This is a genomic window from Pseudomonas sp. EMN2 (genome assembly GCF_009650555.1).
In the GTDB taxonomy this organism is placed as follows: Bacteria; Pseudomonadota; Gammaproteobacteria; order Pseudomonadales; family Pseudomonadaceae; genus Aquipseudomonas; species Aquipseudomonas sichuanensis.
On record NZ_VZZR01000045.1, the window covers coordinates 32,762 to 56,627 of the forward strand.

Annotated in this window: 22 protein-coding genes; 12 read left to right on the top strand and 10 right to left on the bottom strand. The window is 64.2% G+C overall.

Annotated elements, in window-relative coordinates:
• Positions 1-64 precede the first annotated feature (64 nt).
• The 6 genes from F6X61_RS14665 to F6X61_RS14690 form a co-directional block, all read right to left on the bottom strand.
• Complete coding sequence (locus tag F6X61_RS14665; RefSeq protein WP_153787229.1) at positions 65-547, bottom strand: copper chaperone PCu(A)C; 483 nt, start codon at positions 545-547, stop codon at positions 65-67.
• Entirely contained in the window at positions 548-1,156 is a 609-nt protein-coding gene (locus F6X61_RS14670) for an SCO family protein (RefSeq protein WP_110996177.1), read from the bottom strand. It abuts the gene before it with no gap.
• A gap of 188 nt (positions 1,157-1,344) precedes the next feature.
• Complete coding sequence (locus F6X61_RS14675; protein ID WP_153787230.1) at positions 1,345-2,049, bottom strand: hypothetical protein; 705 nt, start codon at positions 2,047-2,049, stop codon at positions 1,345-1,347.
• A 119-nt stretch (positions 2,050-2,168) separates the two neighbouring features.
• Complete coding sequence (nfuA, locus tag F6X61_RS14680) at positions 2,169-2,753, bottom strand: Fe-S biogenesis protein NfuA (RefSeq protein WP_110996563.1); 585 nt, start codon at positions 2,751-2,753, stop codon at positions 2,169-2,171.
• Positions 2,754-2,810: 57 nt separating this feature from the next.
• Complete coding sequence (locus F6X61_RS14685; RefSeq protein ID WP_153787231.1) at positions 2,811-3,845, bottom strand: acyltransferase; 1,035 nt, start codon at positions 3,843-3,845, stop codon at positions 2,811-2,813.
• Between the two features lie 188 nt (positions 3,846-4,033).
• The gene (locus tag F6X61_RS14690) at positions 4,034-6,334 is read right to left on the bottom strand and encodes a fatty acid cis/trans isomerase (RefSeq protein WP_153787232.1); all 2,301 of its coding nucleotides are present in this window, start codon (positions 6,332-6,334) and stop codon (positions 4,034-4,036) included.
• A gap of 174 nt (positions 6,335-6,508) precedes the next feature.
• Between F6X61_RS14690 and metH the strand changes: the two genes are divergently transcribed.
• Positions 6,509-10,216 (top strand): methionine synthase, encoded by a 3,708-nt coding sequence (gene metH / locus F6X61_RS14695; RefSeq protein WP_153787233.1) that lies wholly within the window; start codon positions 6,509-6,511, stop codon positions 10,214-10,216.
• A gap of 69 nt (positions 10,217-10,285) precedes the next feature.
• Entirely contained in the window at positions 10,286-10,504 is a 219-nt protein-coding gene (locus F6X61_RS14700) for a DUF2970 domain-containing protein (protein WP_153787234.1), read from the top strand.
• Between the two features lie 419 nt (positions 10,505-10,923).
• Here the strand turns inward: F6X61_RS14700 and F6X61_RS14705 are convergent, their stop codons facing one another.
• Positions 10,924-12,000: an ABC transporter substrate-binding protein gene (locus F6X61_RS14705; RefSeq protein WP_153787235.1), complete on the bottom strand. Its 1,077-nt coding sequence runs from the start codon at positions 11,998-12,000 to the stop codon at positions 10,924-10,926.
• Between the two features lie 216 nt (positions 12,001-12,216).
• Here F6X61_RS14705 and F6X61_RS14710 point away from each other — a divergent pair, with 216 nt between their 5' ends.
• The 3 genes from F6X61_RS14710 to F6X61_RS14720 all read left to right on the top strand — a co-directional run bounded on the left by F6X61_RS14710 (position 12,217) and on the right by F6X61_RS14720 (position 16,031).
• Positions 12,217-13,869 carry a nitrite/sulfite reductase gene (locus F6X61_RS14710; RefSeq protein ID WP_153787236.1) on the top strand — a complete coding sequence of 551 codons (1,653 nt, stop codon included), beginning with the start codon at positions 12,217-12,219 and terminating at the stop codon, positions 13,867-13,869.
• Positions 13,853-14,347 carry a DUF934 domain-containing protein gene (locus tag F6X61_RS14715; RefSeq protein ID WP_153787237.1) on the top strand — a complete coding sequence of 165 codons (495 nt, stop codon included), beginning with the start codon at positions 13,853-13,855 and terminating at the stop codon, positions 14,345-14,347. Before F6X61_RS14710 ends, F6X61_RS14715 begins: the two co-directional genes overlap by 17 nt.
• A gap of 124 nt (positions 14,348-14,471) precedes the next feature.
• A complete protein-coding gene (locus F6X61_RS14720; RefSeq protein WP_153787238.1) occupies positions 14,472-16,031 on the top strand; it encodes a hypothetical protein in 1,560 nt (519 codons plus the stop codon).
• A gap of 76 nt (positions 16,032-16,107) precedes the next feature.
• Here F6X61_RS14720 and F6X61_RS14725 read toward each other — a convergent pair whose 3' ends face one another.
• The 3 genes from F6X61_RS14725 to F6X61_RS14735 form a co-directional block, all read right to left on the bottom strand.
• Positions 16,108-16,956, bottom strand: coding sequence for a c-type cytochrome (locus F6X61_RS14725; protein ID WP_371923709.1), 849 nt, complete (start codon positions 16,954-16,956; stop codon positions 16,108-16,110).
• 62 nt (positions 16,957-17,018) lie between these two features.
• Positions 17,019-17,681, bottom strand: coding sequence for a cytochrome c (locus F6X61_RS14730; protein ID WP_153787250.1), 663 nt, complete (start codon positions 17,679-17,681; stop codon positions 17,019-17,021).
• Between the two features lie 146 nt (positions 17,682-17,827).
• On the bottom strand, positions 17,828-18,187 hold the full coding sequence (locus tag F6X61_RS14735) for a hypothetical protein (RefSeq protein WP_153787240.1): 360 nt from the start codon (positions 18,185-18,187) through the stop codon (positions 17,828-17,830).
• A 161-nt stretch (positions 18,188-18,348) separates the two neighbouring features.
• Here F6X61_RS14735 and F6X61_RS14740 point away from each other — a divergent pair, with 161 nt between their 5' ends.
• From F6X61_RS14740 to F6X61_RS14765, 7 genes are all read left to right on the top strand, one after another.
• A complete protein-coding gene (locus F6X61_RS14740; protein ID WP_046855131.1) occupies positions 18,349-18,651 on the top strand; it encodes a DUF1883 domain-containing protein in 303 nt (100 codons plus the stop codon).
• 7 nt (positions 18,652-18,658) lie between these two features.
• Complete coding sequence (locus tag F6X61_RS27000) at positions 18,659-18,829, top strand: hypothetical protein (RefSeq protein WP_167409850.1); 171 nt, start codon at positions 18,659-18,661, stop codon at positions 18,827-18,829.
• 36 nt (positions 18,830-18,865) lie between these two features.
• Positions 18,866-19,951, top strand: a complete 1,086-nt coding sequence (locus tag F6X61_RS14745) for a nitronate monooxygenase family protein (protein ID WP_153787241.1) — start codon at positions 18,866-18,868, stop codon at positions 19,949-19,951.
• 83 nt (positions 19,952-20,034) lie between these two features.
• Positions 20,035-20,793 carry a molybdate ABC transporter substrate-binding protein gene (modA, locus tag F6X61_RS14750; protein ID WP_153787242.1) on the top strand — a complete coding sequence of 253 codons (759 nt, stop codon included), beginning with the start codon at positions 20,035-20,037 and terminating at the stop codon, positions 20,791-20,793.
• A complete protein-coding gene (gene modB, locus F6X61_RS14755; protein ID WP_125859135.1) occupies positions 20,793-21,473 on the top strand; it encodes a molybdate ABC transporter permease subunit in 681 nt (226 codons plus the stop codon). The genes modA and modB overlap by 1 nt, the downstream gene beginning before the upstream one ends.
• Before the next feature lies 1 nt (position 21,474).
• Positions 21,475-22,566 (top strand): molybdenum ABC transporter ATP-binding protein, encoded by a 1,092-nt coding sequence (modC, locus tag F6X61_RS14760; RefSeq protein ID WP_153787243.1) that lies wholly within the window; start codon positions 21,475-21,477, stop codon positions 22,564-22,566.
• A gap of 56 nt (positions 22,567-22,622) precedes the next feature.
• Positions 22,623-23,642, top strand: a complete 1,020-nt coding sequence (locus F6X61_RS14765; protein ID WP_153787244.1) for a DNA topoisomerase IB — start codon at positions 22,623-22,625, stop codon at positions 23,640-23,642.
• Positions 23,643-23,866: the final 224 nt, after the last annotated feature.

Here is a 23,866-nt window from a genome sequence, read left to right on the forward strand (position 1 = left end):
CACACGGCTTGAGCCTGTGCACCCGGCTGAAAAAGTGAGGGCCGCATAAGCGGCCCCTACTCGATCAGTGCTGCATGTGCATATGATCATGCCCGCCGCCCGCCTCGGCAGTGAGCGGACGCACTGTTGCCTGCACCTGCAGGGTTTCCTTGGCACCCTTGGCATCTTCGATGGTCAGGGTCAGTGGCACCTGCTCACCGTCCTTCACCTGCTGGTTCAGGCCCATCAGCATCACGTGCAAGCCATTCGGGTCGAGGGTGACCGGCTTGCCGGCCGGCAGTTCGACCGCCTTGACCTCACGCATGCCCATCACGTCGCCGTTCATGGTCATTTCGTGCACCTGCACGGTCTTGGCTACCGGTGATGCCACGCTCACCAGCTTGCTGTCGCTGCTGGCGGTGAGGGTCATGAAGGCACCGGTGGATTGCTGGTGCGGCACGCTGGCGCGTACCCAGGCGTCACTCACGGTGGTCTGGGCGAAGGCCGGCAGGGCCAGGCCGAACAGCGCCAGGGCAGCCAGGGTGCGTTTGATCGGTTGCATCGACATTCAGCAGATCTCCATCAGGGTGAGCAGGTCTTCGGTGCATTCCTTGGCGTTGAGGGAATGGCCGAGGCTCAGGCGCAGGGTGCCACGGGTATCGTAGACGTAGCTGGTGGACGAGTGAGAGATGGTATAGGTGTCGCCGACCGGGACTTTTTCGTAGAACACCTTGAACTCCCGGGCCACTTCGGCGATTTCCTCGGGGGTGCCGGTGAGGGCGATGATCGACGGGTCGAACGCCTTGACGTAGGCATCGAGCACTTCGGGGGTGTCGCGTTCCGGGTCCAAGGTGATGAGCACCGGCTGGAACAGCTCGAGGTCACGGCCCCGGAGCATCTTGCGGATCTGCGCCACACGCGCCAGCGCGGTCGGGCAGACTGCCGGGCACTGGGTGAAGCCGAAGAAGATCATCGGCATGCTGCCGTAGAAGCTCGACAGGGAGCGTTCGTTACCCTGAGTGTCCTTGAGCTTGAATTTGCGCCCGAGGATCTCGTTGCTCATGTTCTTGCCGTACTTGAAGTCCAGGCCGCGGGCCGGGTTGCAACCCGCCAACAGGCCAAGCCCCAGTACGCCCATCCCGGCGACTACCGCGCGCCGGGTCAACAGATCAGTCATGGAACCATCCTTTACAGGGAAGGTGCCGGCCCTTGGGGTGGGTCGGCCAGAAAACCGGGGCATTCTGTCATGCCACCCCCTGGCCATCCACCCGACCTAGGCCCGATCGGCCGCAAGCCCTTGATTTCCGGGATGCGGCCTGTTGTCGCAGGGGTTGAATTGGTAACAGTTTATTGCTAGCTGCGACTTCAGTTCTGCAACCTGTCCATACGCCTGGCGACTGCGGGGCAACCATTGATATCGATTGCCTTCTGCCAGAACTCGCGGCGCAGCGGGCTGCGTCGATCACTGGCAAAGCCGAGCAGACGGTAGAGCTCGGCCTGGTAGGCCGTCGCATCGCCCCATTGCAACTGGATGTCTTGTGGGTTCGGCTTGGCACACTCCAGCGTCACCGTTGGCTGCGGGTAATAGGCCGTGAACTGGGAAAAGTCGGAAAGCGCCTTGTTCAATGCTGGCGCATAGGCCGGTCCGTCGACATAACCAATACATAGGTTGACCATGCGCCCAGCAGCTGGCGCGAAGCCTTGCTCCAGGCTCTTGGTCAGCAGTGCGCACTGGTTGGGGTCGTTGAGCTCGATGGCATCTGCCTGATAGGCGAACAGGTAAAGCGCCATTCGATACTGGGCCACGGCATGGCCTGCATCGGCTGCGCGCTGGAGCTGTTGCAGCGCCGGCGTCCATTGGCCACGCAGTTGGCCAAGGCGTGGCTCCAGATCCTGGGCGGGGGTGCCTTGGGCGAGCTTCTGGACCATCACCATCAGCTGTGGCTCGACCACGTCGAGACTGGCGACGGCCTGACGGTAGTCGGCCTCACTGCTACCAGGGGGCTGGTAGGCGCCCAAGGCTTGGGTCGAAAGCATCAGGGCGATGAGTGCGGGCAGGGTGCGGTACATACCGAGCATCCTTGTTCAGTCGTTGGGCTGGCGGGGCAAACGCAATCGCGGGGCAAGCCCGCTCCCACGCAGGTCTATGTGCGTGGGAGCGGGCTTGCCCCGCGATAGGAAGAAACACCTTAGTAGTAGGCGTTTTCTTTCTGACTGTGGTCAGTCACGTCACGTACGCCCTTGAGCTCCGGAATGCGCTCGAGCAGGGTGCGCTCGATGCCTTCCTTGAGCGTCACGTCGGCCTGGCCACAACCCTGGCAACCACCACCGAACTGCAGCACGGCAATGCCGTCATCGACCACGTCGACCAGGCTCACGGCGCCGCCGTGGCTGGCCAGGCCCGGGTTGATCTCGGTCTGCAGGTAGTAGTTGATGCGCTCGTTGATCGGGCTGTCTTCGTTGACCATCGGCACCTTGGCGTTAGGGGCCTTGATGGTCAGCTGGCCGCCCATGCGGTCGGTGGCATAGTCGACCAGCGCGTCTTCGAGAAACGGCACGCTGACGGCGTCCAGATAAGCGGTGAAGCTCTTCAGGCCCACCGGCTCGTCGTCGGGTTTTTCTTCGCCTGGCTTGCAGTAGGCGATGCAGGTCTCGGCGTACTGGGTGCCCGGCTGGGTGATGAAAATACGGATGCCGATCCCCGGCGTGTTCTGCTTGGAGAGCAGATCGGCCAGGTAATCATGGGCGGCGTCGGTAATAGTTATAGCGCTCATGGAAGTTCCTCACAGACTTGCCGGCAGTGTACGCCAACCCGTGCCCCGAACAAAGTCCTAGTATTTGACTCGGGATAGCGCCAGCGCGGGTTCCGCGGCCACCGGAGCCGCCAACCAGGCCTTGAGCCGCCCGTACAGGCCACGTTCCAGCCAGTGATAGCTGAACCAAGACATTAGTCCGATTGACGGCACGCACAGGGCGAATACCAGGTACGGGTTCAGGCGCAGCCGTTGGCTGGCGAACAAGCCGGCGTAAAGCACCAGCACATGGATCAGGTACACCGAGTAGGAGCAGTCGCCCAGCATCTTGAGCACCCGGTTGCCTTTGAAGTACGGCTCCAGCGCAATGAATGCCAGCACCACAAGCGCGCTGGGCAGGCCCCAGTGCAGCAGACGCTGCGAGGCATCCAGGTGGTAGAGCGCGAAGCCTGCCAACGCCAGCAGCCCCAATGGCAGCCATAGCCCTTCGCGGATCAGCCCGCGTCGGTACAGCACCCCCAGGCCGATACCCAGCAGGAATTCGTAGACGATGTCGTTGCTGTAGAAGCGGCTGAGCACACCCAGGCGGCCGAGCACTTCGCTGACCAGCAATAGCGCCGCCGTCACCAGCAACAGGTGATGGCGTTGGCGCACCAGGAAGGCCAGGCCGAACAGCAGGTAGAAGAACATCTCGAAATTCAGCGTCCAGCCGACGTTGAGCGTGGGGTACAGGCCATAGCCACCGGGGTTCTCGGCCGGGATGAACAGCAGCGACAACAACAGGTGCTGCCACTCGAATACCTGGTGCGGCATCCAGCGGCTGGCGATCAGCATCAATACCGCCATCAACAGGGTGTAGAACCAGTAGGCCGGGACGATGCGCAGGGCGCGGTTGAGCAGGAACTGCCCGGGGGCGATGTCCTTGTCGCGGGTGGACAGGTAGATCACCAGCCCGCTGATCACGAAGAAGATGTCCACCCCCACCGCACCTCGCTCGGCGAGCAGCTGGCCGATCGGGCCGCTGGCGTGGAAGTCGAAGAAGATCTGCCGGAAGTGGTGGCAGACCACCACCCAGGCGGCGAATGCCCGCAGAGCTTGAAGCGAATACAGCATGAAATACCTGCGATTGCCGGTGCATTGAGGCTCTGGCGAACATCCATCGCGGGGCAAGCCCGCTCCCACGCAACAGGTAACTAGCGTGGGAGCGGCGGTGCGCCGTTGCGACTTGCCCCGCGATGGATGCATGCGGAACCACCCTGCCTGTCCGACCGCAGGATGCCGGGAATGTCCCGGCCAACCGATCAGAGGTTCTCGTAGCGGTTCATGTCCAGCACGCCCTCTTCCACCGGATCGGTCTCCTGGAGGTAGCGGCTCAGGTCATGGAAGTAGCGCCAGAACTCGGGGTGGCTGCGGCGCACGCCCCAGCGCATGACCACTCGCTCGAACTTCGCCGTGTCGTCACGGGCGGCCTCCAGGTCTTCGACAAACTCAGGCACATCCTTGGCCGACACATTGAAGATGAAGTTGGGGTAACTGCTTAGCACCCCGGGGTACAGCGTGAGGGTGTCCAGCCCAGGCTGGTAGCGGTACGCCTCGCCGAGCAGGAACGCCACGTTGCTGTGGGCGCGGTTGCGCAGCAGGCTGTAGACCTGGCGCTGGCCGCCCTGCCCTTCGATACGCAGCATCGTCGCCTCGGGCAACTGGCCGATCACCTTCAGGCCGGCGGCCGGGCGCGAGACCAGACGGCTGAGCGACTGTTCGACATCACGGAACTCCTCGCTCATCTGCGGCCGCGAGCAGAAGGCCCCCTGACAACGGTTGATCGGGTCGGGCGCGGCATTCAGGCTGCCGGTGCGCTGCAGCAACTTGAGACCGAAATCGCGCTTGGGGTCGTGCTTGTCGAGCTTGAGAGCACTGGGGGTGTCGGTGTCGATGTCGGTATAGTCCATCCACATCTTCACCTTGCCGCTGTTCTGGTACCAGTTGCCGAGGATCTCGCCGCGTTTGTTGGCCGGCATCAGGCGCAGGAAATTGACCTCGGCGCCGTTGCGGATCAAGTCGAAGTACAGACGGGTCTGCAACTGGTGCGAGACGTTGCCGAACACGTCGAAATTCACCGCCAGCTGGTAATAGGTGCGCTCGAACAGCGGGTAGTCGAACAGCCACATGGTCAAGGGCACGTCGCCGATCAGGCCCTTGGTGACCGAGGCGCTGTCGAAGTGGCGGAAGATGCTCAGCAGGGCATTGTCGTTACCCGCCCACAGGGTCGACCAGCTCGGCGCGGGCTGCTCGGCATAGGCCTCGCGGCGCAGCGACTCGTAGTCGTTGCGCTTGTCGCGGTAGGCGTGCCACAGGCTCAGCACGCTGCCGACATCGTCGATCTGGCCCGGCATGGCCAGCAACGGCGTGGCCTCGCCACGGTAGCGCGCATCGGTGATATAGAGGTCGTGGGCCGGCTCCTGGAACAGCGCCCAGAAGTTGTCACGAATCACGTCGGTGGCGATCTGCCCGCGACACACCGGGCCCCGGATGAAGGTCCGCACGAAATACTCGGCGTTATCCAGCATGAACTGGTAACGCGCCACTGCCGGGATCGCCTCGAAGGTTTCGAACGGGTTGGCGCGGTGGCGCGGGCCGTAACCGGGCAGTGCCTCGGCGTGCCAGTCGCCGCTGTAGAACAGCTGCTTGACCCGCTTGAGCTTCTGCGGGCCCATCGGGTAGGTGATGTGGGTCTTGTGCACGATCACGCCCTGCACCGGGATCAGCCGGTAGTAGAAGTCGGTGCCGGGCGGGTCGTTGGGGCGGCGAGTGGCGATCAGGTCGACCGGCTGGCCGCTGGGCGTGCGCGAGCGCACCCACTGGAAGAAGTGGCCCTGCTCGCCGCCCTTGAAATAGATGTGGGCGAGGAACAGGTGCTCATACAGCCAGCGGCCGACCAGCGCTTCGGTCGAGCCCGGGCGGTTGAGCAGTTCTTCCCAGTCGGCGATCTGCTGCGCTTCGACGGCGCTGGGCTGGATCGGGGTTTTCTCCACCGGAGCACCGGCCGCCAGCCAACGCTGCAGGGTCTGGTACTCCTTGTCGGTCAGCCCGGTCACCGCCAGCGGCATGCCTTCCTTGGGGTGGGCGCCGGCGTAGGCGTCGAACTCGTGGGGCATGGGGCACATGTTGTTGCGGTTGAGCCCCAGCACGATCTCTTCGGGCAGCTTGGCGTTGGGCGTGAGCGGGGTCTTGTGGCCCAGCTCGAGCATGCGTGCCATCAGCGCTGCCTGGCTGCCCTGCTTGTCCAGCACCGAATAGAAGCCCTGCTTGCGCCAGCCGGCCTCGTCACGGGCGTCGTAGAACAGCCGGGTGGTGGGCACCGCCTTGCTGCGCTCGCCCTGATAGACCGGCACCTTGGAGGCGCCGCGCTCGGCACCTTCGGCACTGCCCAGGTTGAGCTGGCAGGCGGCATCGTTGCAGGCGTGGCAAGCCACGCACTTGTCGGTGAAGATCGGTTGAATGTCCCGGGTGTACGAAACCGTCGGGCTGGATTGGGGGGCCTGCGCGAACGCCGCGCCACTGATCAGCAGTGCGAAGGCGCTGGCGAGAATGCGAAACAGCATGTGCCGAATGTCCTGGTTACTTGAAGCCATCACGATGTGCCTGGCGGGTCTGAGGTGTGGGTGGCGCGCCGCACTAACATGAGGGAATTTCATGCAAATGGGCAGAGCGCCTAAAATCCATGCAGCTTTGTTATTATTCGGCACCTTCTGATTTTCGCCCGACCAGGTAGTCCTATGTCCGACCGCAGCGCTCGTTACCAAGCACTCCAGAAAGCACTCAAAGAGCGCATCCTGATCCTCGACGGCGGCATGGGTACTATGATCCAGAGTTACCGCCTGGAGGAACACGACTATCGTGGCACGCGCTTCGCCGATTGGCCAAGCGACGTGAAGGGCAACAACGACCTGCTGCTGCTCAGCCGCCCGGATGTGATTGCGGCGATCGAGAAAGCCTACCTGGACGCCGGCGCCGACATCCTCGAAACCAACACCTTCAACGCCACGCAGATTTCCCAGGCCGACTACGGCATGGAAGCGCTGGTGTACGAGCTCAACGTCGAGGGCGCGCGCATCGCCCGCCAGGTGGCCGATGCGAAAACCCTGGAAACCCCGGACAAGCCGCGCTTCGTCGCCGGCGTGCTCGGCCCGACCAGCCGCACCTGCTCGATCTCCCCCGACGTCAACGACCCAGGCTATCGCAACGTCACCTTCGACGAACTGGTGGTGAACTACATCGAGGCCACCCGCGGCCTGATCGAGGGCGGCGCCGACCTGATCCTGATCGAAACCATCTTCGACACCCTCAACGCCAAGGCGGCGATCTTCGCCGTGCAGCAGGTGTTCGAGGAAGACGGCGTCGAACTGCCGATCATGATCTCCGGCACCATCACCGATGCCTCCGGCCGCACCCTGTCCGGGCAGACCACCGAAGCGTTCTGGAACTCGGTGCGCCACGCCAAGCCGATCTCCATCGGCCTGAACTGCGCCCTGGGCGCCAAGGACCTGCGCCCGTACCTGGAAGAGCTGTCGGGCAAGGCCGACACCTTCGTTTCGGCGCACCCCAACGCCGGCCTGCCGAACGCCTTCGGCGAATACGATGAAACCCCGGCCGAAATGGCGGCAGTGGTCGAGGAGTTCGCCGCCAGCGGCTTCCTCAACATCATCGGCGGCTGCTGCGGCACCACCCCGCCGCACATCCAGGCCATCGCCGAGGCCGTGGCCAAGCACAAACCGCGTGCAATTCCGGACATCCCCAAGGCCTGCCGCCTGTCGGGCCTGGAGCCGTTCACCATCGATCGCCAGTCGCTGTTCGTCAACGTCGGCGAGCGCACCAACATCACCGGCTCCGCCAAGTTCGCCCGGCTGATCCGTGAAGAGAACTACACCGAAGCGCTTGAGGTCGCCCTGCAGCAGGTCGAGGCCGGCGCCCAGGTGATCGATATCAACATGGACGAAGGGATGCTCGACTCCCAGGCCGCCATGGTCCGCTTCCTCAACCTGATCGCGGGTGAGCCGGACATCTCCCGCGTGCCGATCATGATCGACTCCTCCAAGTGGGAAGTGATCGAAGCGGGCCTCAAGTGCATCCAGGGCAAGGGCATCGTCAACTCCATCTCGATGAAGGAAGGCGTCGAGCAGTTCAAGCACCACGCCCGCCTGTGCAAGCGCTACGGCGCCGCCGTGGTGGTGATGGCCTTCGACGAAGTCGGCCAGGCCGACACCGCCGCGCGCAAGAAAGAGATCTGCCAGCGCAGCTACGACATCCTGGTCAATGAAGTGGGCTTCCCGCCGGAAGACATCATCTTCGACCCGAACATCTTCGCCGTCGCCACCGGTATCGAGGAGCACAACAACTACGCCGTCGACTTCATCGAGGCCTGTGCCTATATCCGCGACCACCTGCCCTACGCCCTGACCTCGGGCGGTGTGTCCAACGTGTCGTTCTCGTTCCGTGGCAACAACCCGGTGCGTGAGGCGATCCACTCGGTGTTCCTGTACCACGCCATCCAGAACGGCCTGACCATGGGTATCGTCAACGCCGGCCAGCTGGAAATCTACGACGAGATCCCCGCCGCGCTGCGCGAGAAGGTCGAGGACGTGGTGCTCAACCGCACCCCGGAAGGCACCGACGCCCTGCTGGCCATCGCCGACGACTACAAGGGCGGCGGCGCCACCAAGGAAGTCGAGAACGAAGCCTGGCGCTCGCTGCCGGTCGACAAGCGCCTGGAGCACGCGCTGGTCAAAGGCATCACCGCGCACATCGTCGAAGACACCGAGGAGTGCCGCCAGCAATGCGCGCGCCCGATCGAGGTGATCGAAGGCCCGCTGATGAGCGGCATGAACGTGGTCGGCGACCTGTTCGGCGCCGGCAAGATGTTCCTGCCCCAGGTGGTGAAATCGGCCCGGGTGATGAAGCAGGCCGTGGCCCACCTGATCCCGTTCATCGAGGCAGAGAAAGGCGACAAGCCCGAGGCCAAGGGCAAGATCCTCATGGCCACGGTCAAGGGCGACGTGCATGACATCGGCAAGAACATCGTCGGCGTGGTGCTCGGTTGCAACGGCTATGACATCGTCGACCTGGGCGTGATGGTGCCGGCCGAGAAGATCCTGCAGACCGCCCGCGAGCAGAAGTGCGACATCATCGGCCTGTCCGGCCTGATCACCCCGTCGCTGGACGAGATGGTCCACGTAGCCCGCGAGATGCAGCGCCAGGACTTCCACCTGCCGCTGATGATCGGTGGCGCCACCACCTCCAAGGCGCACACCGCGGTAAAGATCGAGCCCAAGTACTCGAACGATGCCGTGGTCTACGTCACCGACGCCTCGCGCGCGGTAGGCGTGGCAACTCAGCTGCTGTCCAAGGAGCTCAAGGCCGGCTTCGTCGAGAAGACCCGCGAGGAGTACGTGGAGGTGCGCGAGCGCACCGCCAACCGCAGCGCCCGCACCGAGCGCCTGAGCTATGCCCAGGCCATCGCCGCCAAGCCGCAATACGACTGGGCCAGCTACCAGGCCGCGGTGCCATCCTTCACCGGCGTGAAGGTGCTGGACAACATCGACCTGCGCACCCTGGCCGAGTACATCGACTGGACCCCGTTCTTCATTTCCTGGGACCTGGCCGGCAAGTTCCCGCGCATCCTCACCGACGAAGTCGTCGGCGAGGCGGCCACCTCGCTGTACCAGGACGCCCGCGAGATGCTCGACAAGCTGATCGACGAAAAGCTGATCAGTGCCCGCGCGGTGTTCGGCTTCTGGCCGGCCAACCAGGTCAAGCATGACGACATCGAGGTGTATGGCGACGACGGCAAACCGCTGGCCACCCTGCACCACCTGCGCCAGCAGACCATCAAGCCCGACGGCAAGCCGAACTGGTCGCTGGCCGACTTCGTCGCGCCGAAAGACAGTGGCGTGACCGACTACGTGGGTGGCTTCATCACTACCGCCGGCATCGGTGCCGAGGAAGTGGCCAAGGCCTACCAGGACAAGGGCGACGACTACAGCTCGATCATGGTCAAGGCCCTGGCCGACCGCCTGGCCGAGGCCTGCGCCGAATGGCTGCACGAGCAGGTGCGTAAAGAGCACTGGGGTTATGCCAAGGACGAGCATCTGGACAACGAGGCGCTGATCAAGGAGCAGTACAGCGGCATCCGCCCTGCCCCGGGCTACCCGGCGTGCCCCGACCACACCGAGAAGGAAACCCTGTTCCGCCTGCTCGACGGCAGCGCCATCGGCGAGACCGGCCCGAGCGGGGTGTTCCTCACCGAGCACTTCGCCATGTTCCCGGCCGCGGCGGTCAGCGGCTGGTACTTCGCCCACCCGCAGGCGCAGTACTTTGCCGTGGGCAAGGTGGACAAGGACCAGGTCGAGCAGTACAGCGCACGCAAAGGCCAGGATCTGAGCGTGAGCGAGCGCTGGCTGGCACCGAACCTGGGTTACGACAGCTAAGGCTGCCGGCGATGGGGCCGATACATTCACCTACACTGTCCCTGATTGCCTCTGACCAAGGAGCCACTCATGGACGACCGCACCCCGGGCAAACCGCCCACCTTCTGGCAGATGCTGCAGAGCATCCTCGCCGCCGCCTTCGGCGTGCAAAGCGGCAAAAACCGCGCACGCGACTTCACCTACGGCAAGGCCAGCCATTTCATCGTGATGGGCACGCTGTTCACCCTGGTCTTCATCTTCGTACTGATCGGGCTGGTGCAGCTGGCGATACATCTGACTGCGCGCTAGACAAACATGCAACCCCTGTAGGAGCGGCCTTGTGCCGCGATGGGCTGCAAAGCAGCCCCGGCGATAGTGAGTGGAGTGAAGATCGCTGGGGCCGCTGCGCAGCCCTTTCGCGGCACAAGGCCGCTCCTACACAGGGTGGGCAAGGCCATCAAACGCAAACCGCCCGCGGATATCCACTCCGCGGGCGGTTCAGGTTTGTTTCACGGTTTATGGCGGCCCGTTACTGGTGGCTGACCCAATACACGGCGGTGACCACCACCAGCACGATCAGGCACAGGATCGCCCAGGCGTCGACACTGCTGTCAGCTTTGCGGACCTTGGTTGAGTTTCCCATTGCATTGCCTCTTGTAGTGGTTATGGGAATGCACTTCACAAGCAGCAGTTAAGTCCAGCAATGTCCTTCGCTCAAGCAGGGACTTTCAATAGTCGACGGGCGACGTGAGAAACGGGTAGCGGTAGTCGGCCGGCCGCCCTTCGGCGCTGTAGTGATGAAAGTCGACGCCGTGGCCGCCCTGCTCCAGCAACTTGAGCCAGCGCCGGGCCTTGGCCGGGTCGATCAGTTGCAGGACCGGCACCTGGTGCTCGCGCGATCCGTCGCGATTGACCGCCAGGCCCATGGCATCGTCGTGCAGCATGACCATGGCCCAGCCGCCAAGGGTGAAATGGCCGCCCATCAACACGCCCAGGCGCCCGTCGATCAGTGCGCGCAAGGCTTCTGGCGAGCTGTTCACCGCACTGAACACGGCATCGCGCCCCGGCACCTTGCCCGCCTGCTCGAAGGCGCGCATGGCGCCGAAGGCCATTTCATCGTTGGCCGACCACACCAGCCGGGTCTCGGGGTAGCGCTCCAGCAGCACCTGCGCCTGTTCGAAGGCGCGCTGACGGCTCCAGCCGCCATACACCACCTGGCGCAGGCGCACCTGCGGGAAGTCTGCCAGCGCGCGGCGCATGCCCTGCTCGCGCAGCTGCGAGGCCGGGGTGGTCTTGACCCCGGCAAAGGCCAGCAGGTCGACCGGCCCGGACGAGGGCGGCAGTTTCGCCACCATCGCCTTGAGCATCTGGTAGCCGGCCACTTCGTCGTTGCTGGTCAGGGTGCCGAGCACTTCGGGGTACTTGTCGGGCTGGGCCTGGATGCTGCGCGCCTGGCTGTCCGTCAGGCCGTTGTTGACCAGGAACAGCTTGACCCCGGTACCGCGGGACAGGCGGATGATCTCGGGGGCGACGTACTGTTCGTTGACCAGCACCAGGTAGTCCGGGCGTTCCGGCCCCTGCAGCACGGCGCGGGCCTGGGTCAGGGCGAGGTCGGCCCGGCGCTCGCTGTACTGCACGCGCAATTGCATGCCCAGGTCCGTGGCGGCGGCCTGCATGAAGCGTGAGTAGTCGACCCAGAACGTCTCGTTGGACAAGCCTGGGTTGAGAAATACCACCGAAGCGGCCTGTGCGCCCGCCACCAGCGGCAGGCTCAGGCACAGGCCCTGGCACAAGGCCTTGAGCATGCGGTTACATCCCTGGGGAGCAAACGGCGGAGTATACGCGCAGCGCGGTGTAGAGCGGGCAAATGGCAGTCAGTCTCACTTAGTCCAAATGGTTCTTTTCATATGCAAAAACATCACTTTAGCGCATAAACCCACTCTGCTATCGTTCCCCCGCTCCGCTCCGGAGTGCGCGGCCGTGCGCGCGATTAGCTGCATGCAGCCTGAGACAGGACTTTTATGTACGTATACGACGAGTACGATCAGCGGATCATCGAGGACCGCGTCAAGCAGTTCCGTGATCAGACCCGCCGCTACCTGGCCGGTGAGCTGAGCGAAGAAGAATTCCGCCCGCTGCGCCTGCAGAACGGGCTCTATGTCCAACGCTTCGCCCCGATGCTGCGCGTCGCCGTGCCCTATGGCCAGCTGAACGCAACGCAGGCCCGTATGCTGGCGAAGATCGCCCGCGACTACGACAAGGGCTACGCGCATATCAGCACCCGCCAGAACGTGCAGTACAACTGGCCGGCGCTGGAAGACATCCCGGATATCCTGGCCGAGCTGGCCACCGTGCAGATGCACGCGATCCAGACCAGCGGCAACTGCCTGCGCAACGTCACCACCGACCAGTTCGCCGGTGTCGCCGCCGACGAACTGGTGGACCCGCGCCCATGGTGCGAGATCGTTCGCCAGTGGACCACCTTCCACCCGGAATTCGCCTACCTGCCGCGCAAGTTCAAGATTGCCGTCAACGGTTCGAGCGACGACCGCGCCGCCATCGAAGTGCACGACATCGGCCTTGAGCCGGTGCGTAACGCTGCCGGCGAGCTGGGCTTCCGCGTGCTGGTAGGTGGCGGCCTGGGCCGTACCCCGGTGATCGGCGCGTTCATCAACGAGTTCCTGCCGTGGCAGGACCTGCTCAGCTACCTGGACGCCATCCTGCGCGTGTACAACCGTTACGGCCGCCGTGACAACAAGTACAAGGCGCGGATCAAGATCCTGGTCAAGGCCCTCACCCCGGAAGTGTTCGCCGAGAAGGTCGAGGCCGAAATGGCCCACCTGCGCGGTGGCGAGACCACGTTGACCGAGGCCGAAGTGCAGCGCGTGGCGCGCCACTTCATCGACCCTGAGTACCTGGCGCTCGACAACCAGGACTACAGCGCGCTGGATGCCGAGCACCCAGGCTTTGCCCGCTGGCGTTCGCGCAACACCCGCGCGCACAAGAAGCCGGGCTACGTCGCCGTCACCCTGTCGCTCAAGCCCACCGGCGTTGCCCCGGGCGACCTGACCGACAAGCAGCTGGACGCCGTCGCCGACTTCGCCGAGCGCTACAGCTTCGGCTACCTGCGCACCTCGCACGAGCAGAACATCATCCTCGCCGACGTCGAGCAGCGCCAGTTGCACGCCCTGTGGCTGGAACTGCGCGAGAACGGCTTCGCCACGCCGAACATCGGCCTGCTGACCGACATCATCTGCTGCCCGGGCGGTGATTTCTGCTCGCTGGCCAACGCCAAGTCGATCCCGATTGCCGAATCCATCCAGCGCCGCTTCGACGACCTGGACTACCTGTTCGACATCGGCGAGCTCGACCTGAACATCTCCGGCTGCATGAACGCCTGCGGCCACCACCACGTCGGCCACATCGGCATCCTCGGGGTGGACAAGAAAGGCGAGGAGTTCTACCAGGTGTCGCTGGGCGGCAACGCCGCGCGCGACGCCAGCCTGGGCAAGATCCTCGGCCCTTCGTTCGCCCAGGATGACATGGCCGACGTGATCGAGAAGCTGATCAACGTGTATGTCGAGCAACGCACCGAAGACGAGCGTTTCATCGACACCTACCAGCGGATCGGTATCGACCCCTTCAAGGAACGCGTCTATGCAGCGAATCATTAAGAACAACCAGATCGTCGACGAAACCTGGCACCTGCTGCCCAAGGACGTCTCGATCGACGAGCTGACCAACTGCGACGACTACATCGTGCCGCTGCAACTGTGGCGTGACCATCCGAGCATGCTCAAGGCCCGCGACGGCGGCCTGGGCATCTGGCTGGACAGCGACGAGGAAGCCGAAGAAATCGGCGCGGACGTTGAGCACTTCCAGGTCATCGCCCTGAACTTCCCGGCCTTCACCGACGGGCGCAACTATTCCAATGCGCGCCTGCTGCGTGACCGCTACAAGTTCAAGGGTGAGCTGCGCGCCATCGGCGACGTGCTGCGCGACCAGCTGTTCTACATGGCCCGCTGTGGCTTCGATGCGTTCGCCATCCGTGCCGACAAGGACCCGGAAGACGCGCTGCAGAGCCTGAAGGACTTCTCGGTGACCTACCAGGGCGCCACCGACGAGCCGCTGCCGCTGTTCCGCCGCCGCTGATCGTCAGCTGCTGCATCGACCGGCCCGCCTTATGGCGGGCCGGTTCGTTTCGCACTTATCGCTCAGGTTTGACGATGGCATGCCGATATCATCGGTAGACCCATTCCCTCGCAAGGACAGCGAAATGAACCCGATCAGCGCCGCGCTGCGGCTCCCCCTCGCCTACAGCAGCTCCACCCCCCAGCAGACCGTCAGCCCGCACAAGGCCGCACACCCCGCCGACAGCCCAAGCGCTCAGGTCAACCTCGGCCTGGATACCCGCGTTGCCGATGCCCAGACATACTCCGCCAGGGGCTCGCTGGGCACACCGCAAAGCCGTTACCTCTGGCAGCAGGAAAACACCGACCCGCTCAGCCTGCACATGCAGGGCAGCCTCAGGAGCAGTACGCTGAGCGGGAGTTTCCAGGGCCTGGGCGCAACCCTCATGGAACAACTGGTCGCCAACGGCGGCCAGCGCGTGTCCCAATCGGCGCTGCTGGCAGGCGCAAACAGCCAAGCCGACGCCGTGCTGCTGGCCCAGCAGCAGTCAGAGCTGCGTAAGTACGCCAGCAACCACGTGACCTTGAACCTGACCACCGCTTCCGGGGCAACTGTCACCCTCGGCCTCTACAGCAGCGAGAAAGGCCTGGCCGTCGATGCCGAGGTGCAGAACGGCACCCTCAGCGACACCGAACTGAAGAGCCTGGCGAGCCTCGCCAATGGCTTCGAGTCGGTGATCAGCGGCCTGAACCAGCAGCCGCCGCGCCTCAAGCTGGACGCTATGCTCAAGCTCGATCAGAACCTGTTCACCGGGCTGCAGATGAATGCCAGGCTCGATCTGGTCGACGGCAAGCAGCAGACCTTCGATCTGCGTCTGAATCAAATCACCCGCAGTGTCAGCCTGCAGGGGCCGAACGGCGACCTGCAACTGAACCTCGACACCCAGGGGGGTAGCTTGCTTGGTGGCACGGCGCAGCGGCAGGCGGCGCTCAACAACTATCTGGCCCAGTTCGATGCTGCGCAGGAGCGCGGCAAGGGCGATGCGCACTTGATGACGCTGTTCAAGGACGCCTTCCGCCAACTCAACCAGGTGGACGACAATAGCCCGCGCCCGGCCGAGCACAGCATGCCAAGCCACACGTTCAGCCGCTCGCTGCTCAGCGGTCTGGCCGACTTCAGCGCCTCGATCAGCCAGACCAGCACGCGACCAAACCCGCTAAGACTGAAGGAAGAGGACCGCTTCGCCTACCAGGTCTCGCAGTCCACCTCGACCCAGAGCAAAGGCAATAACGTCACTCGCCAACAGCAGCAGCAGGCCACCCTCGACGCCGCCTGGCACAGCAGCCTCGACTCGTCGGCACGGCTTACCGACGGCGTTGTTGGCGGTGACTACCACTACCGTGTGCTGCGCGAACAGGCCAGCAGCATCAGCCGGCTGTCGATACTCGACGGCGAACTGGCCGAGGCAGGGGTCAGCCAACAAGCAAGCAGCACCAAGCGCGTGCTGACCATGCGCGATGGGGCCGTGCAATCCGATATCAGCACACCGCGCTCGGCAAGCAAGTCCCGTGACCTGATGGCGCTGCTCGACCAGCTGTTCAAGCAGGAAAAGGCCCGCGTAGAGGGGGTTGAATCAACCCTGGACCAGCAACTGGCAAGCAACAGCCAGCTGTGGTTGCTGCAGACGGACCCAGCACGAATCTAGCGCGGCACTGCTGGAACACACCTGGCCGCCTTTGCGGGGCGGCCCACGGCGTCATGGCCGTGGGCCGCTGCCACGCTCAGCCGCCGGTGCCCTGCCCGACCAGCACACCGTCGACCTTTTGCCCGTACAGGTTGACCCCGTCATTGGCATGGAACTTCAATCGCGTCTTCTCGATCGAGCCCTCCACCAAGCGTGGATCCTGTGGCCGCTCGTGGCGGTTGATCCACGCAGCCACGTCCCAGGCCTGCTGGTCGCTCAGGCTGCCAGGCTTGCCCAGCGGCATGTTGTACTTGATGAACGACGCCGCGGTGTTGATGCGGTGCATGCCCGCCCCCCAGTTGTACGAGTCCTTGCCCCACAACGGCGGCATCACGTATTCCCCGGCGACCTTCTGCCCCTCACCGTTGTCGCCGTGGCAGATCGCGCATTGCTCGCGGTACACCTGCTGGCCCCGCTTGAAGTCGTAGCCGCCCGCGGGCTGCGCAACGTCGGGGTAGCCACGGCCGGCGATCTCGACGCCGGTCGGCGCCTGGGTCGAAAGCCAGTAGGCGTACACACTCAGCGCTGTCATCTGCGGGCTGTCGGCCGCCGGTGGCTTGCCGTTCATGCTGAACTGGAAACAACCCTGGATGCGTTCGGCGAAGGTGTTGACCTTGTCGTTTTTCTTGCGATACGCCGGGTACATCGGATAAGCACCCCATAACGGCGCCGAGTGGGCCATGCGCCCCTGGTCGAGGTGGCAATTGCTGCAGTTCAGGCCATTGCCCACGGCATCGGGCATCAAGCGGCGGGTATCGACGAACAATGCATGGCCTTGGCGGACCATCTTGCCAAAGGCGTTGTCGGGGATGGCGCTTTCGGCGGGCGCCACGAACTGCGGCGCGGCCTGCACGCCCGGTACCTTGAGCTGCGATTGATCTTCCATGGCAATCGGCGCGGCCTGGGCACTGCCAATGGCCAGCAACAGCACAGCGGGGATCATGGTGTTCATGGCTTGACCTCCTGGCTGGCCGACGGGCTTGTTGCCTTGGCGAAATACTCGGCTATCGCCTTGACCTCGGCATCGGTCATGGCCTTGGCCACGTTGACCATCAATTGGTTGGGGTCGTTGCTGCGGCTGCCGTCGCGCCAGGCGTTGAGCTGGGCCACCAGGTAGCCGGCCGGTTGCCCGGCCAGGGGTGGGAAATGTTCGCCAACCCCGCTGCCACCCGGCCCATGGCACTGCACGCAGCCTGGGATCTGCCGGCTCCAGTCGCCATACAGGGCCAAACGGGATACCGCATCGCCGGCAATCTGCTGGCGGCGCAGGTCGACGGCGCCATCAGCCGGGAGCGCTGCCAGGTAGGTGCTGACGGCGTCGATTTCCGCGTCACTCAGCGCCTTGGCCAGCGGCTCCATCACCGCCTGCTTGCGGCTGCCCTGGCGAAAATCCCGCAGCTGCTTGGCAAGGTAGCCGGCAGACAAACCGGCAAGGCGGGGGAAGCCGGCGGCGGCAATGCCTTTGCCGTCCGGCCCATGGCAGCCCAGGCAGGCCATGGCGGCGGGGTTCTGCCCGCCCTGGTTGAAGACCTGTTGTCCGTCGGCGGCATACGCCGAGGGCCAGGCCAGGATCAGCCAACCGCCGATCACGACACGACTCAGGGATATCATCACGGAAGACTCCATTTCCTTGTTATAAGCTTAGGCTCAAACGACATAAGCCCATAAATACTAGGGCTTATCCCCGGTATGCGACAACGTGCCACCGGGATGGAAATGGGCAATCTGCCTTTTAATCGATCAACAACTGCGCTGGATCAAGAACCCGAGATGCACTCGGTCGCCGCCGTGCGCACATCTCCCAGGCGCAGGGGGAAATTGCTCAAACGCTCATGAACCTTGATCGCACTGCCGCTGCCACGTTTGTCGATGTCCAGCAGCGCCGCCGGCCCTGCGTTCGCAGACAGTTTTTGCGGCACGATCAGGCGCAGGCCATCGCCGCGCACTTCTTCACCCAAGGGGTCACGACTGTCCGCCAGCTTGCGCTTGACGCAATCAGCGTATTCACGGGGCGTCTTGCCAGACATCACATCCATGGTTTCGTGGGACTGCTCCAGCTCCGTCACGCTTGCGCAGCCCCCCAGCGCCAGCGCCACCGCCGCTACCAGCCATTTCATTTACGCTACTCCAATTGCAAAGATCACCCTCTGACCGCAGCCAGGCGCAATTGCTCCCCGATCTGGCAGAAATCTCCCCGCCCGCTCGAGCCCGGACGCAAGTGTAGCGCCACATCGTGGTATCTTTCGCCTTTGCAGAAACAACCCTTGCGGAGCACCCCATGAAATTCGTACACCAGCGCGAGCACCTGAACGAGGACGACATCGTCGTCATCGAGTGCTCCCAGCGCTGCAACATCCGCCTGATGAACGACGCCAACTTCCGCAGCTTCAAGAATGGCGGCCGACACACTTACCACGGTGGCCACTTCGAGAAGTTCCCGGCAAAAATTACCGTGCCCAGCACCGGTTTCTGGAACATCACCATCGATACCGTGACCACGCGCCCGATCTCGGTGACCCGCAAGCCGACCCTGACGCACAAGATCAAGATCATTCGCCGCTCCTCGTCGAAACTCGGATAACGCCCGCATGACCCAGACCATCAAGTATGTGATCAAGTACAAGCTCGACGGCGAACGCCGCTGGGATTTCGCCCTGATGCCCGATGCCTCCCTGGAGCAGGCGCAGCAGGCCCTGCGCAAGATCCACGGCGACGACGCCGAGAAGATCAGCGACATTCAGGTCAGCAAGGCCCTGTAAGACCGCCCCGATCCCGCCGCACTCAAGGAGTCGCCCATGAGCACCTGGCCAGACCGCCGCATCCTCGACCTGTTGAACATCGAGGTGCCCATCCTCCAGGCGCCCATGGCCGGCGCTAGCGGCTCGGCGATGGCCATTGCCGTCGGCAACGCCGGCGGCCTGGGCGCCCTGCCCTGCGCCATGCTGACCCACGAACAGATACGCGGGGAAATCGAGGCCTTCCGCGGCGCATGCAGCGGCCCGCTCAACCTCAACTTCTTCTGCCACCAGCCGCCAGCACCGGACCCAGAGCGTGACGCGCGCTGGAAGCAGGCGCTCAAGCCCTACTACGACGAAACCGGCGCCGACTTCGGCGCGCCCACGCCGGTATCCAACCGTGCGCCGTTCGACGAGCAGAGCTGCCAACTGGTGGAGGCAATGCGCCCGGAGGTGGTCAGCTTCCATTTCGGCCTGCCCGCCGCCGCATTGCTGCAACGGGTCAAGGCAACCGGGGCCAAGGTGCTGTCCAGCGCCACCACGGTCGAGGAAGCCATCTGGCTCGAACAGCACGGCTGCGACGCGATCATCGCCATGGGCTTTGAAGCGGGCGGCCACCGCGGCATGTTCCTCAGCGACGACATCACCAGCCAGATCGGCACCTTCGCCCTGGTGCCCCAGGTAGCGGACGCGGTGCGCGTACCGGTGATTGCCGCCGGCGGCATTGCCGATCACCGTGGCCTGCTCGCCGCCCTCGCCCTGGGCGCCTCGGCCGTGCAGATCGGCACCGCCTACCTGTTCTGCCCGCAGGCCAAGGTCTCGCCGGCGCATCGCCGTGCACTGGACTGCGCCCCGGCCAGCGATACCGCATTGACCAACCTGTTCACCGGGCGCCCTGCGCGCGGCATCAACAACCGCATCATGCGCGAGCTGGGGCCCATGAGCGCACTGGCCCCGCATTTCCCCCTGGCAGGCGGCGCCTTGATGCCGCTACGGGCGATTACCGACCCACAGGGCAACAGTGATTTCAGCAACCTGTGGTCAGGCCAGGCCCTGCGCTTGGGCAAACACCTCGACGCGGGCGAGCTGACGCTTGAAATTGCCAACGGGGCGCTTAAAATCTTGACCCATAGATCAATTTTTTAGCCGCGCAGCTCTTCCCGACGGATGGCTTATCGCTATATAGTCCGCACCATAACGATAAACACCCGCCCCTAGGAGCCTTCTCGATGCGTATTCGCCTGTCCCACCTGGCCGCCGCTACCCTGGCCAGCCTGTTCACCCTCAACAGCGCCTGGGCCGATGAAGTCCAGGTTGCCGTGGCAGCCAACTTCACAGCGCCGATCCAGGCCATCGCCAAGGATTTCGAGAAGGATACCGGCCACAAACTGGTCGCCGCATACGGCGCCACCGGCCAGTTCTACGCACAGATCAAGAACGGCGCGCCGTTCGAAGTGTTCCTCGCCGCCGACGACAGCACCCCGGCCAAGCTCGAGCAGGAAAAAGAAACCGTTGCAGGCTCGCGCTTCACCTACGCCATCGGCACCCTGGCGCTGTGGTCGGCCAAACCCGGCTACGTCGACAGCAAGGGCGAGGTACTGAAGAAAAACGACTTCAAGCACCTGTCCATCGCCAACCCCAAGACCGCCCCTTATGGCTTGGCCGCCACCCAGGTGCTGGACAAGCTCAAGCTGACCGAGGCCACCAAGGCCAAGCTCGTCGAAGGCCAGAACATCACCCAGGCGTTCCAGTTCGTTTCCACCGGCAATGCCGAGCTGGGCTTCGTCGCCCTGTCGCAGATCTACAAGGACGGCAAGGTCGAGAATGGCTCGGCCTGGATCGTCCCGGCCTCGATGCACGAGCCGATCCGCCAGGACGCAGTGATCCTGAACAAGGGCAAGGACAACCCGGCGGCCAAGGCGCTGGTCGACTACCTCAAGGGCCCGAAGGCAGCCGCCGTGATCAAGTCCTACGGCTATGAAATCTGATGCCACTCGACGCCAGTGACCTGGGTGCGATCTGGCTGACCATCAAGCTGGCCAGCCTGACCACTGCCATCCTGCTGGTGGTGGGCACGCCTATCGCCTGGTGGCTGGCACGCACCCGCTCCTGGCTGCGCGGTCCGATTGGCGCGGTGGTGGCGCTGCCCCTGGTGCTGCCGCCGACGGTGATCGGTTTCTACCTGCTGCTGATGCTTGGCCCCCATGGCTGGATCGGCCAAGCCACCCAGGCGCTGGGCCTGGGCAGCGTGGTGTTCAGTTTCGCCGGGCTGGTGATCGGCTCGGTGGTGTATTCCATGCCGTTCGTGGTCCAGCCACTGCAGAACGCCTTCAGTGCCATTGGCCAGCGCCCGCTTGAGGTGGCCGCGACCCTGCGCGCCAGCCCCTGGGATACCTTCGTCCATGTGGTGCTGCCGCTGGCACGCCCCGGTTTCATCACCGCCAGCATTCTCGGCTTTGCCCATACCGTGGGCGAGTTCGGCGTGGTGCTGATGATCGGTGGCAATATTCCCGACAAGACCCGCGTGGTCTCGGTGCAGATCTTCGATCACGTCGAGGCCATGGCCTATGACCAGGCCCATTGGCTGGCCGGGGCCATGCTGCTGTTCTCCTTCCTGGTACTGCTGATGCTTTACGCCGGCCGGCGTGGCAAGGCTGGCTGGAGCTGAGATGAGTGCTTCGATACAGGCGCGCCTGATGCTTGCGCGCGACGATTTCACCCTGAATGTCGACCTGCGCCTGCCCGGGCGCGGCATCAGCACGCTGTTTGGCCATTCCGGCTCGGGCAAGACCTCGTGCCTGCGTTGCCTGGCGGGCCTGGAGCGTGCCGCCAGTGCTTATATCGAGGTCAACGGCGAGGTTTGGGAAGACAGCGCGCGCGGGTATTTCATGGCCCCGCACAAACGCCCTGTGGGTTATGTGTTCCAGGAAGCCAGCTTGTTTGCGCACCTGTCGGTGCGCGGCAACCTGGAGTTCGGCTGGCGCCGCATCGCCCCCAGTGAGCGCAAGATCAAGCTGGAGCAGGCGTGCCAGCTGCTGGGCATCGGCCATCTGCTCGAGCGCAAGCCGGCCACCTTGTCGGGCGGCGAAGCACAGCGGGTCGGCATCGCCCGGGCGCTGCTCAGCAGCCCGCGCCTGTTGCTGATGGACGAGCCGCTGGCGGCCCTGGACAGTGCGCGCAAGCGCGAAATCCTGCCCTATCTGGAGCGCCTGCACGACGAACTGGATATCCCGCTCATCTATGTCAGCCATGCCCAGGACGAAGTCGCGCGCCTGGCCGACCACCTGGTACTGCTGGAACAGGGCAAGGCCCTGGCCAGCGGCCCGATCGGCCAGACCCTGGCACGCCTGGACCTGTCGCTGGCCCAGGGCGAGGATGCCGGCGTGGTGCTCGAAGGCGTGGTGGTCGGCCACGACCCGCACTTTGAGCTGTTCGACCTGCGCTTGCCCGGGGGCGAAGGCCCGCTGTTGCGCATCGCCCATCCTGCCTTGCATATGGGCAGCACCCTGCGGTTGAAGGTGCAGGCCCGCGATGTGAGCCTGGCGCTGAGCGCCGACGGCGCCTCGAGCATTCTCAACCGCTTGCCGGTGCGGGTGCGCGAATGCCGCGCGGCAGACAACCCGGCCCATGTGATGGTAAGCCTGGACGCCAGCGGCAGCCCCCTGCTGGCGCGCATTACCCGCTACTCGGCGGAGCAACTCGGCGTGCAACCAGGCCAGAATCTGTGGGCGCAGATCAAGTCGGTGGCGCTACTCGGTTGAGCAACGCCGCAGTGGCGGTTGTCCATTGCTGCATGACCGCTCGATGGACTGCACCGATGCCCGACAGCCCGCTACCCGCCGGCCTGCATTATGTCGACGACAACCAGCCCGGGTTGAGCCGGCGCCGGCGAGGCGAACGCTTCCTCTACTTCGATGCCTTGGGCCGGCAGGTGCGCGATGCCGCGACCCTGGCGCGCATCGCGGCGCTGGTGATCCCGCCAGCCTATACCGAGGTGTGGATCTGCAGCGACCCGCTGGGCCATTTACAGGCCACCGGCCGCGATGCCCGAGGGCGTAAACAGTACCGCTACCATCAGCAATGGCGCGAGCAGCGTGACCAGTACAAATACGGGCGCCTGCTGGCCTTCGCCCAAGCCCTGCCCGCCTTGCGCAAGCGCCTGGACGAACACCTGGCACGCCGCGGGATGGACCGGGAAAAAGTGATGGCGCTGGTGATCAGCCTGCTCGACGCGACGCTCATTCGCATCGGCAACCGCCAGTACCTGCGCGACAATCGCTCCTACGGGCTGACCACGCTGAACTGCCGTCACGTGAAGGTTCGGGGTAGCACCATCCGCTTTCAGTTCCGCGGCAAGCGCGGTGTCGAACACGACGTCACGCTGCATGACCGACGCCTGGCGGCGCTGCTCAAGCGCTGCATGGAACTGCCTGGCCAAGCGCTGTTCCAGTATCTGGGCGATGACGGGCAACGCCACAGTATCGGCTCGACCGAGGTGAACCAGTTCCTCCAGCAGTTGACCGGCGCCGACTTCACCGCCAAGGACTATCGCACCTGGGCCGGCAGCAGCCTGGCCCTGAGCCTGCTAAGGCCATTGGCCTGGGAGCCCGACAGCGAAGCCCGGCGCCAGGTGGCGGCAACCGTGCGCCAGGTGGCCAACCGCCTGGGCAATACGCCGGCCGTTTGCCGCCGCTGCTATATCCACCCTGCGTTGTTCGAGCATTTCCAGCTCGGGCGCCTGGCACAGCTGCCGCGGGCGCGCCAGCGCAAGGGCTTGGAGCCCGAGGAAGCGGCGCTGCTGGTTTTTTTGCAGGCACTGGATACAAACGATCATTGAGCTCGGCTATTTCACTTATCAAACAAGGAAATTTCCCATATGACCTCAACCACCCTATCCTTGCCACCGAGCACCTCCGCTGATGGGCAGCACCCTATGCCCAGCAGCACCTGCAACTAGAGACAGGCATAAATTGTCTGACGGAGGAATTACTATCCGCCGAAAGCGTCTTTAATGGAAAGGAAGAGGGACAAAGCTCCCACCGTTGTGGTAAATGGCCCGGC

Coding starts and splice junctions, on each gene's coding strand:
- F6X61_RS14740 (WP_046855131.1), top strand. CDS start 18,349: ATGAAATTCGTACACCAGCGCGAGCACCTGAACGAGGACGACATCGTC.
- F6X61_RS14710 (WP_153787236.1), top strand. CDS start 12,217: ATGTACGTATACGACGAGTACGATCAGCGGATCATCGAGGACCGCGTC.
- modB (WP_125859135.1), top strand. CDS start 20,793: ATGCCACTCGACGCCAGTGACCTGGGTGCGATCTGGCTGACCATCAAG.
- F6X61_RS14665 (WP_153787229.1), bottom strand. CDS start 547: ATGTCGATGCAACCGATCAAACGCACCCTGGCTGCCCTGGCGCTGTTC.
- F6X61_RS14675 (WP_153787230.1), bottom strand. CDS start 2,049: ATGTACCGCACCCTGCCCGCACTCATCGCCCTGATGCTTTCGACCCAA.
- F6X61_RS14735 (WP_153787240.1), bottom strand. CDS start 18,187: ATGAAATGGCTGGTAGCGGCGGTGGCGCTGGCGCTGGGGGGCTGCGCA.
- F6X61_RS14745 (WP_153787241.1), top strand. CDS start 18,866: ATGAGCACCTGGCCAGACCGCCGCATCCTCGACCTGTTGAACATCGAG.
- modA (WP_153787242.1), top strand. CDS start 20,035: ATGCGTATTCGCCTGTCCCACCTGGCCGCCGCTACCCTGGCCAGCCTG.
- F6X61_RS14715 (WP_153787237.1), top strand. CDS start 13,853: ATGCAGCGAATCATTAAGAACAACCAGATCGTCGACGAAACCTGGCAC.
- F6X61_RS14690 (WP_153787232.1), bottom strand. CDS start 6,334: ATGCTGTTTCGCATTCTCGCCAGCGCCTTCGCACTGCTGATCAGTGGC.
- F6X61_RS14705 (WP_153787235.1), bottom strand. CDS start 12,000: ATGCTCAAGGCCTTGTGCCAGGGCCTGTGCCTGAGCCTGCCGCTGGTG.
- metH (WP_153787233.1), top strand. CDS start 6,509: ATGTCCGACCGCAGCGCTCGTTACCAAGCACTCCAGAAAGCACTCAAA.
- F6X61_RS14730 (WP_153787250.1), bottom strand. CDS start 17,681: ATGATATCCCTGAGTCGTGTCGTGATCGGCGGTTGGCTGATCCTGGCC.
- F6X61_RS14670 (WP_110996177.1), bottom strand. CDS start 1,156: ATGACTGATCTGTTGACCCGGCGCGCGGTAGTCGCCGGGATGGGCGTA.
- F6X61_RS14700 (WP_153787234.1), top strand. CDS start 10,286: ATGGACGACCGCACCCCGGGCAAACCGCCCACCTTCTGGCAGATGCTG.
- F6X61_RS14685 (WP_153787231.1), bottom strand. CDS start 3,845: ATGCTGTATTCGCTTCAAGCTCTGCGGGCATTCGCCGCCTGGGTGGTG.
- nfuA (WP_110996563.1), bottom strand. CDS start 2,753: ATGAGCGCTATAACTATTACCGACGCCGCCCATGATTACCTGGCCGAT.
- F6X61_RS14720 (WP_153787238.1), top strand. CDS start 14,472: ATGAACCCGATCAGCGCCGCGCTGCGGCTCCCCCTCGCCTACAGCAGC.
- F6X61_RS27000 (WP_167409850.1), top strand. CDS start 18,659: ATGACCCAGACCATCAAGTATGTGATCAAGTACAAGCTCGACGGCGAA.
- F6X61_RS14725 (WP_371923709.1), bottom strand. CDS start 16,956: ATGGAAGATCAATCGCAGCTCAAGGTACCGGGCGTGCAGGCCGCGCCG.
- modC (WP_153787243.1), top strand. CDS start 21,475: ATGAGTGCTTCGATACAGGCGCGCCTGATGCTTGCGCGCGACGATTTC.
- F6X61_RS14765 (WP_153787244.1), top strand. CDS start 22,623: ATGCCCGACAGCCCGCTACCCGCCGGCCTGCATTATGTCGACGACAAC.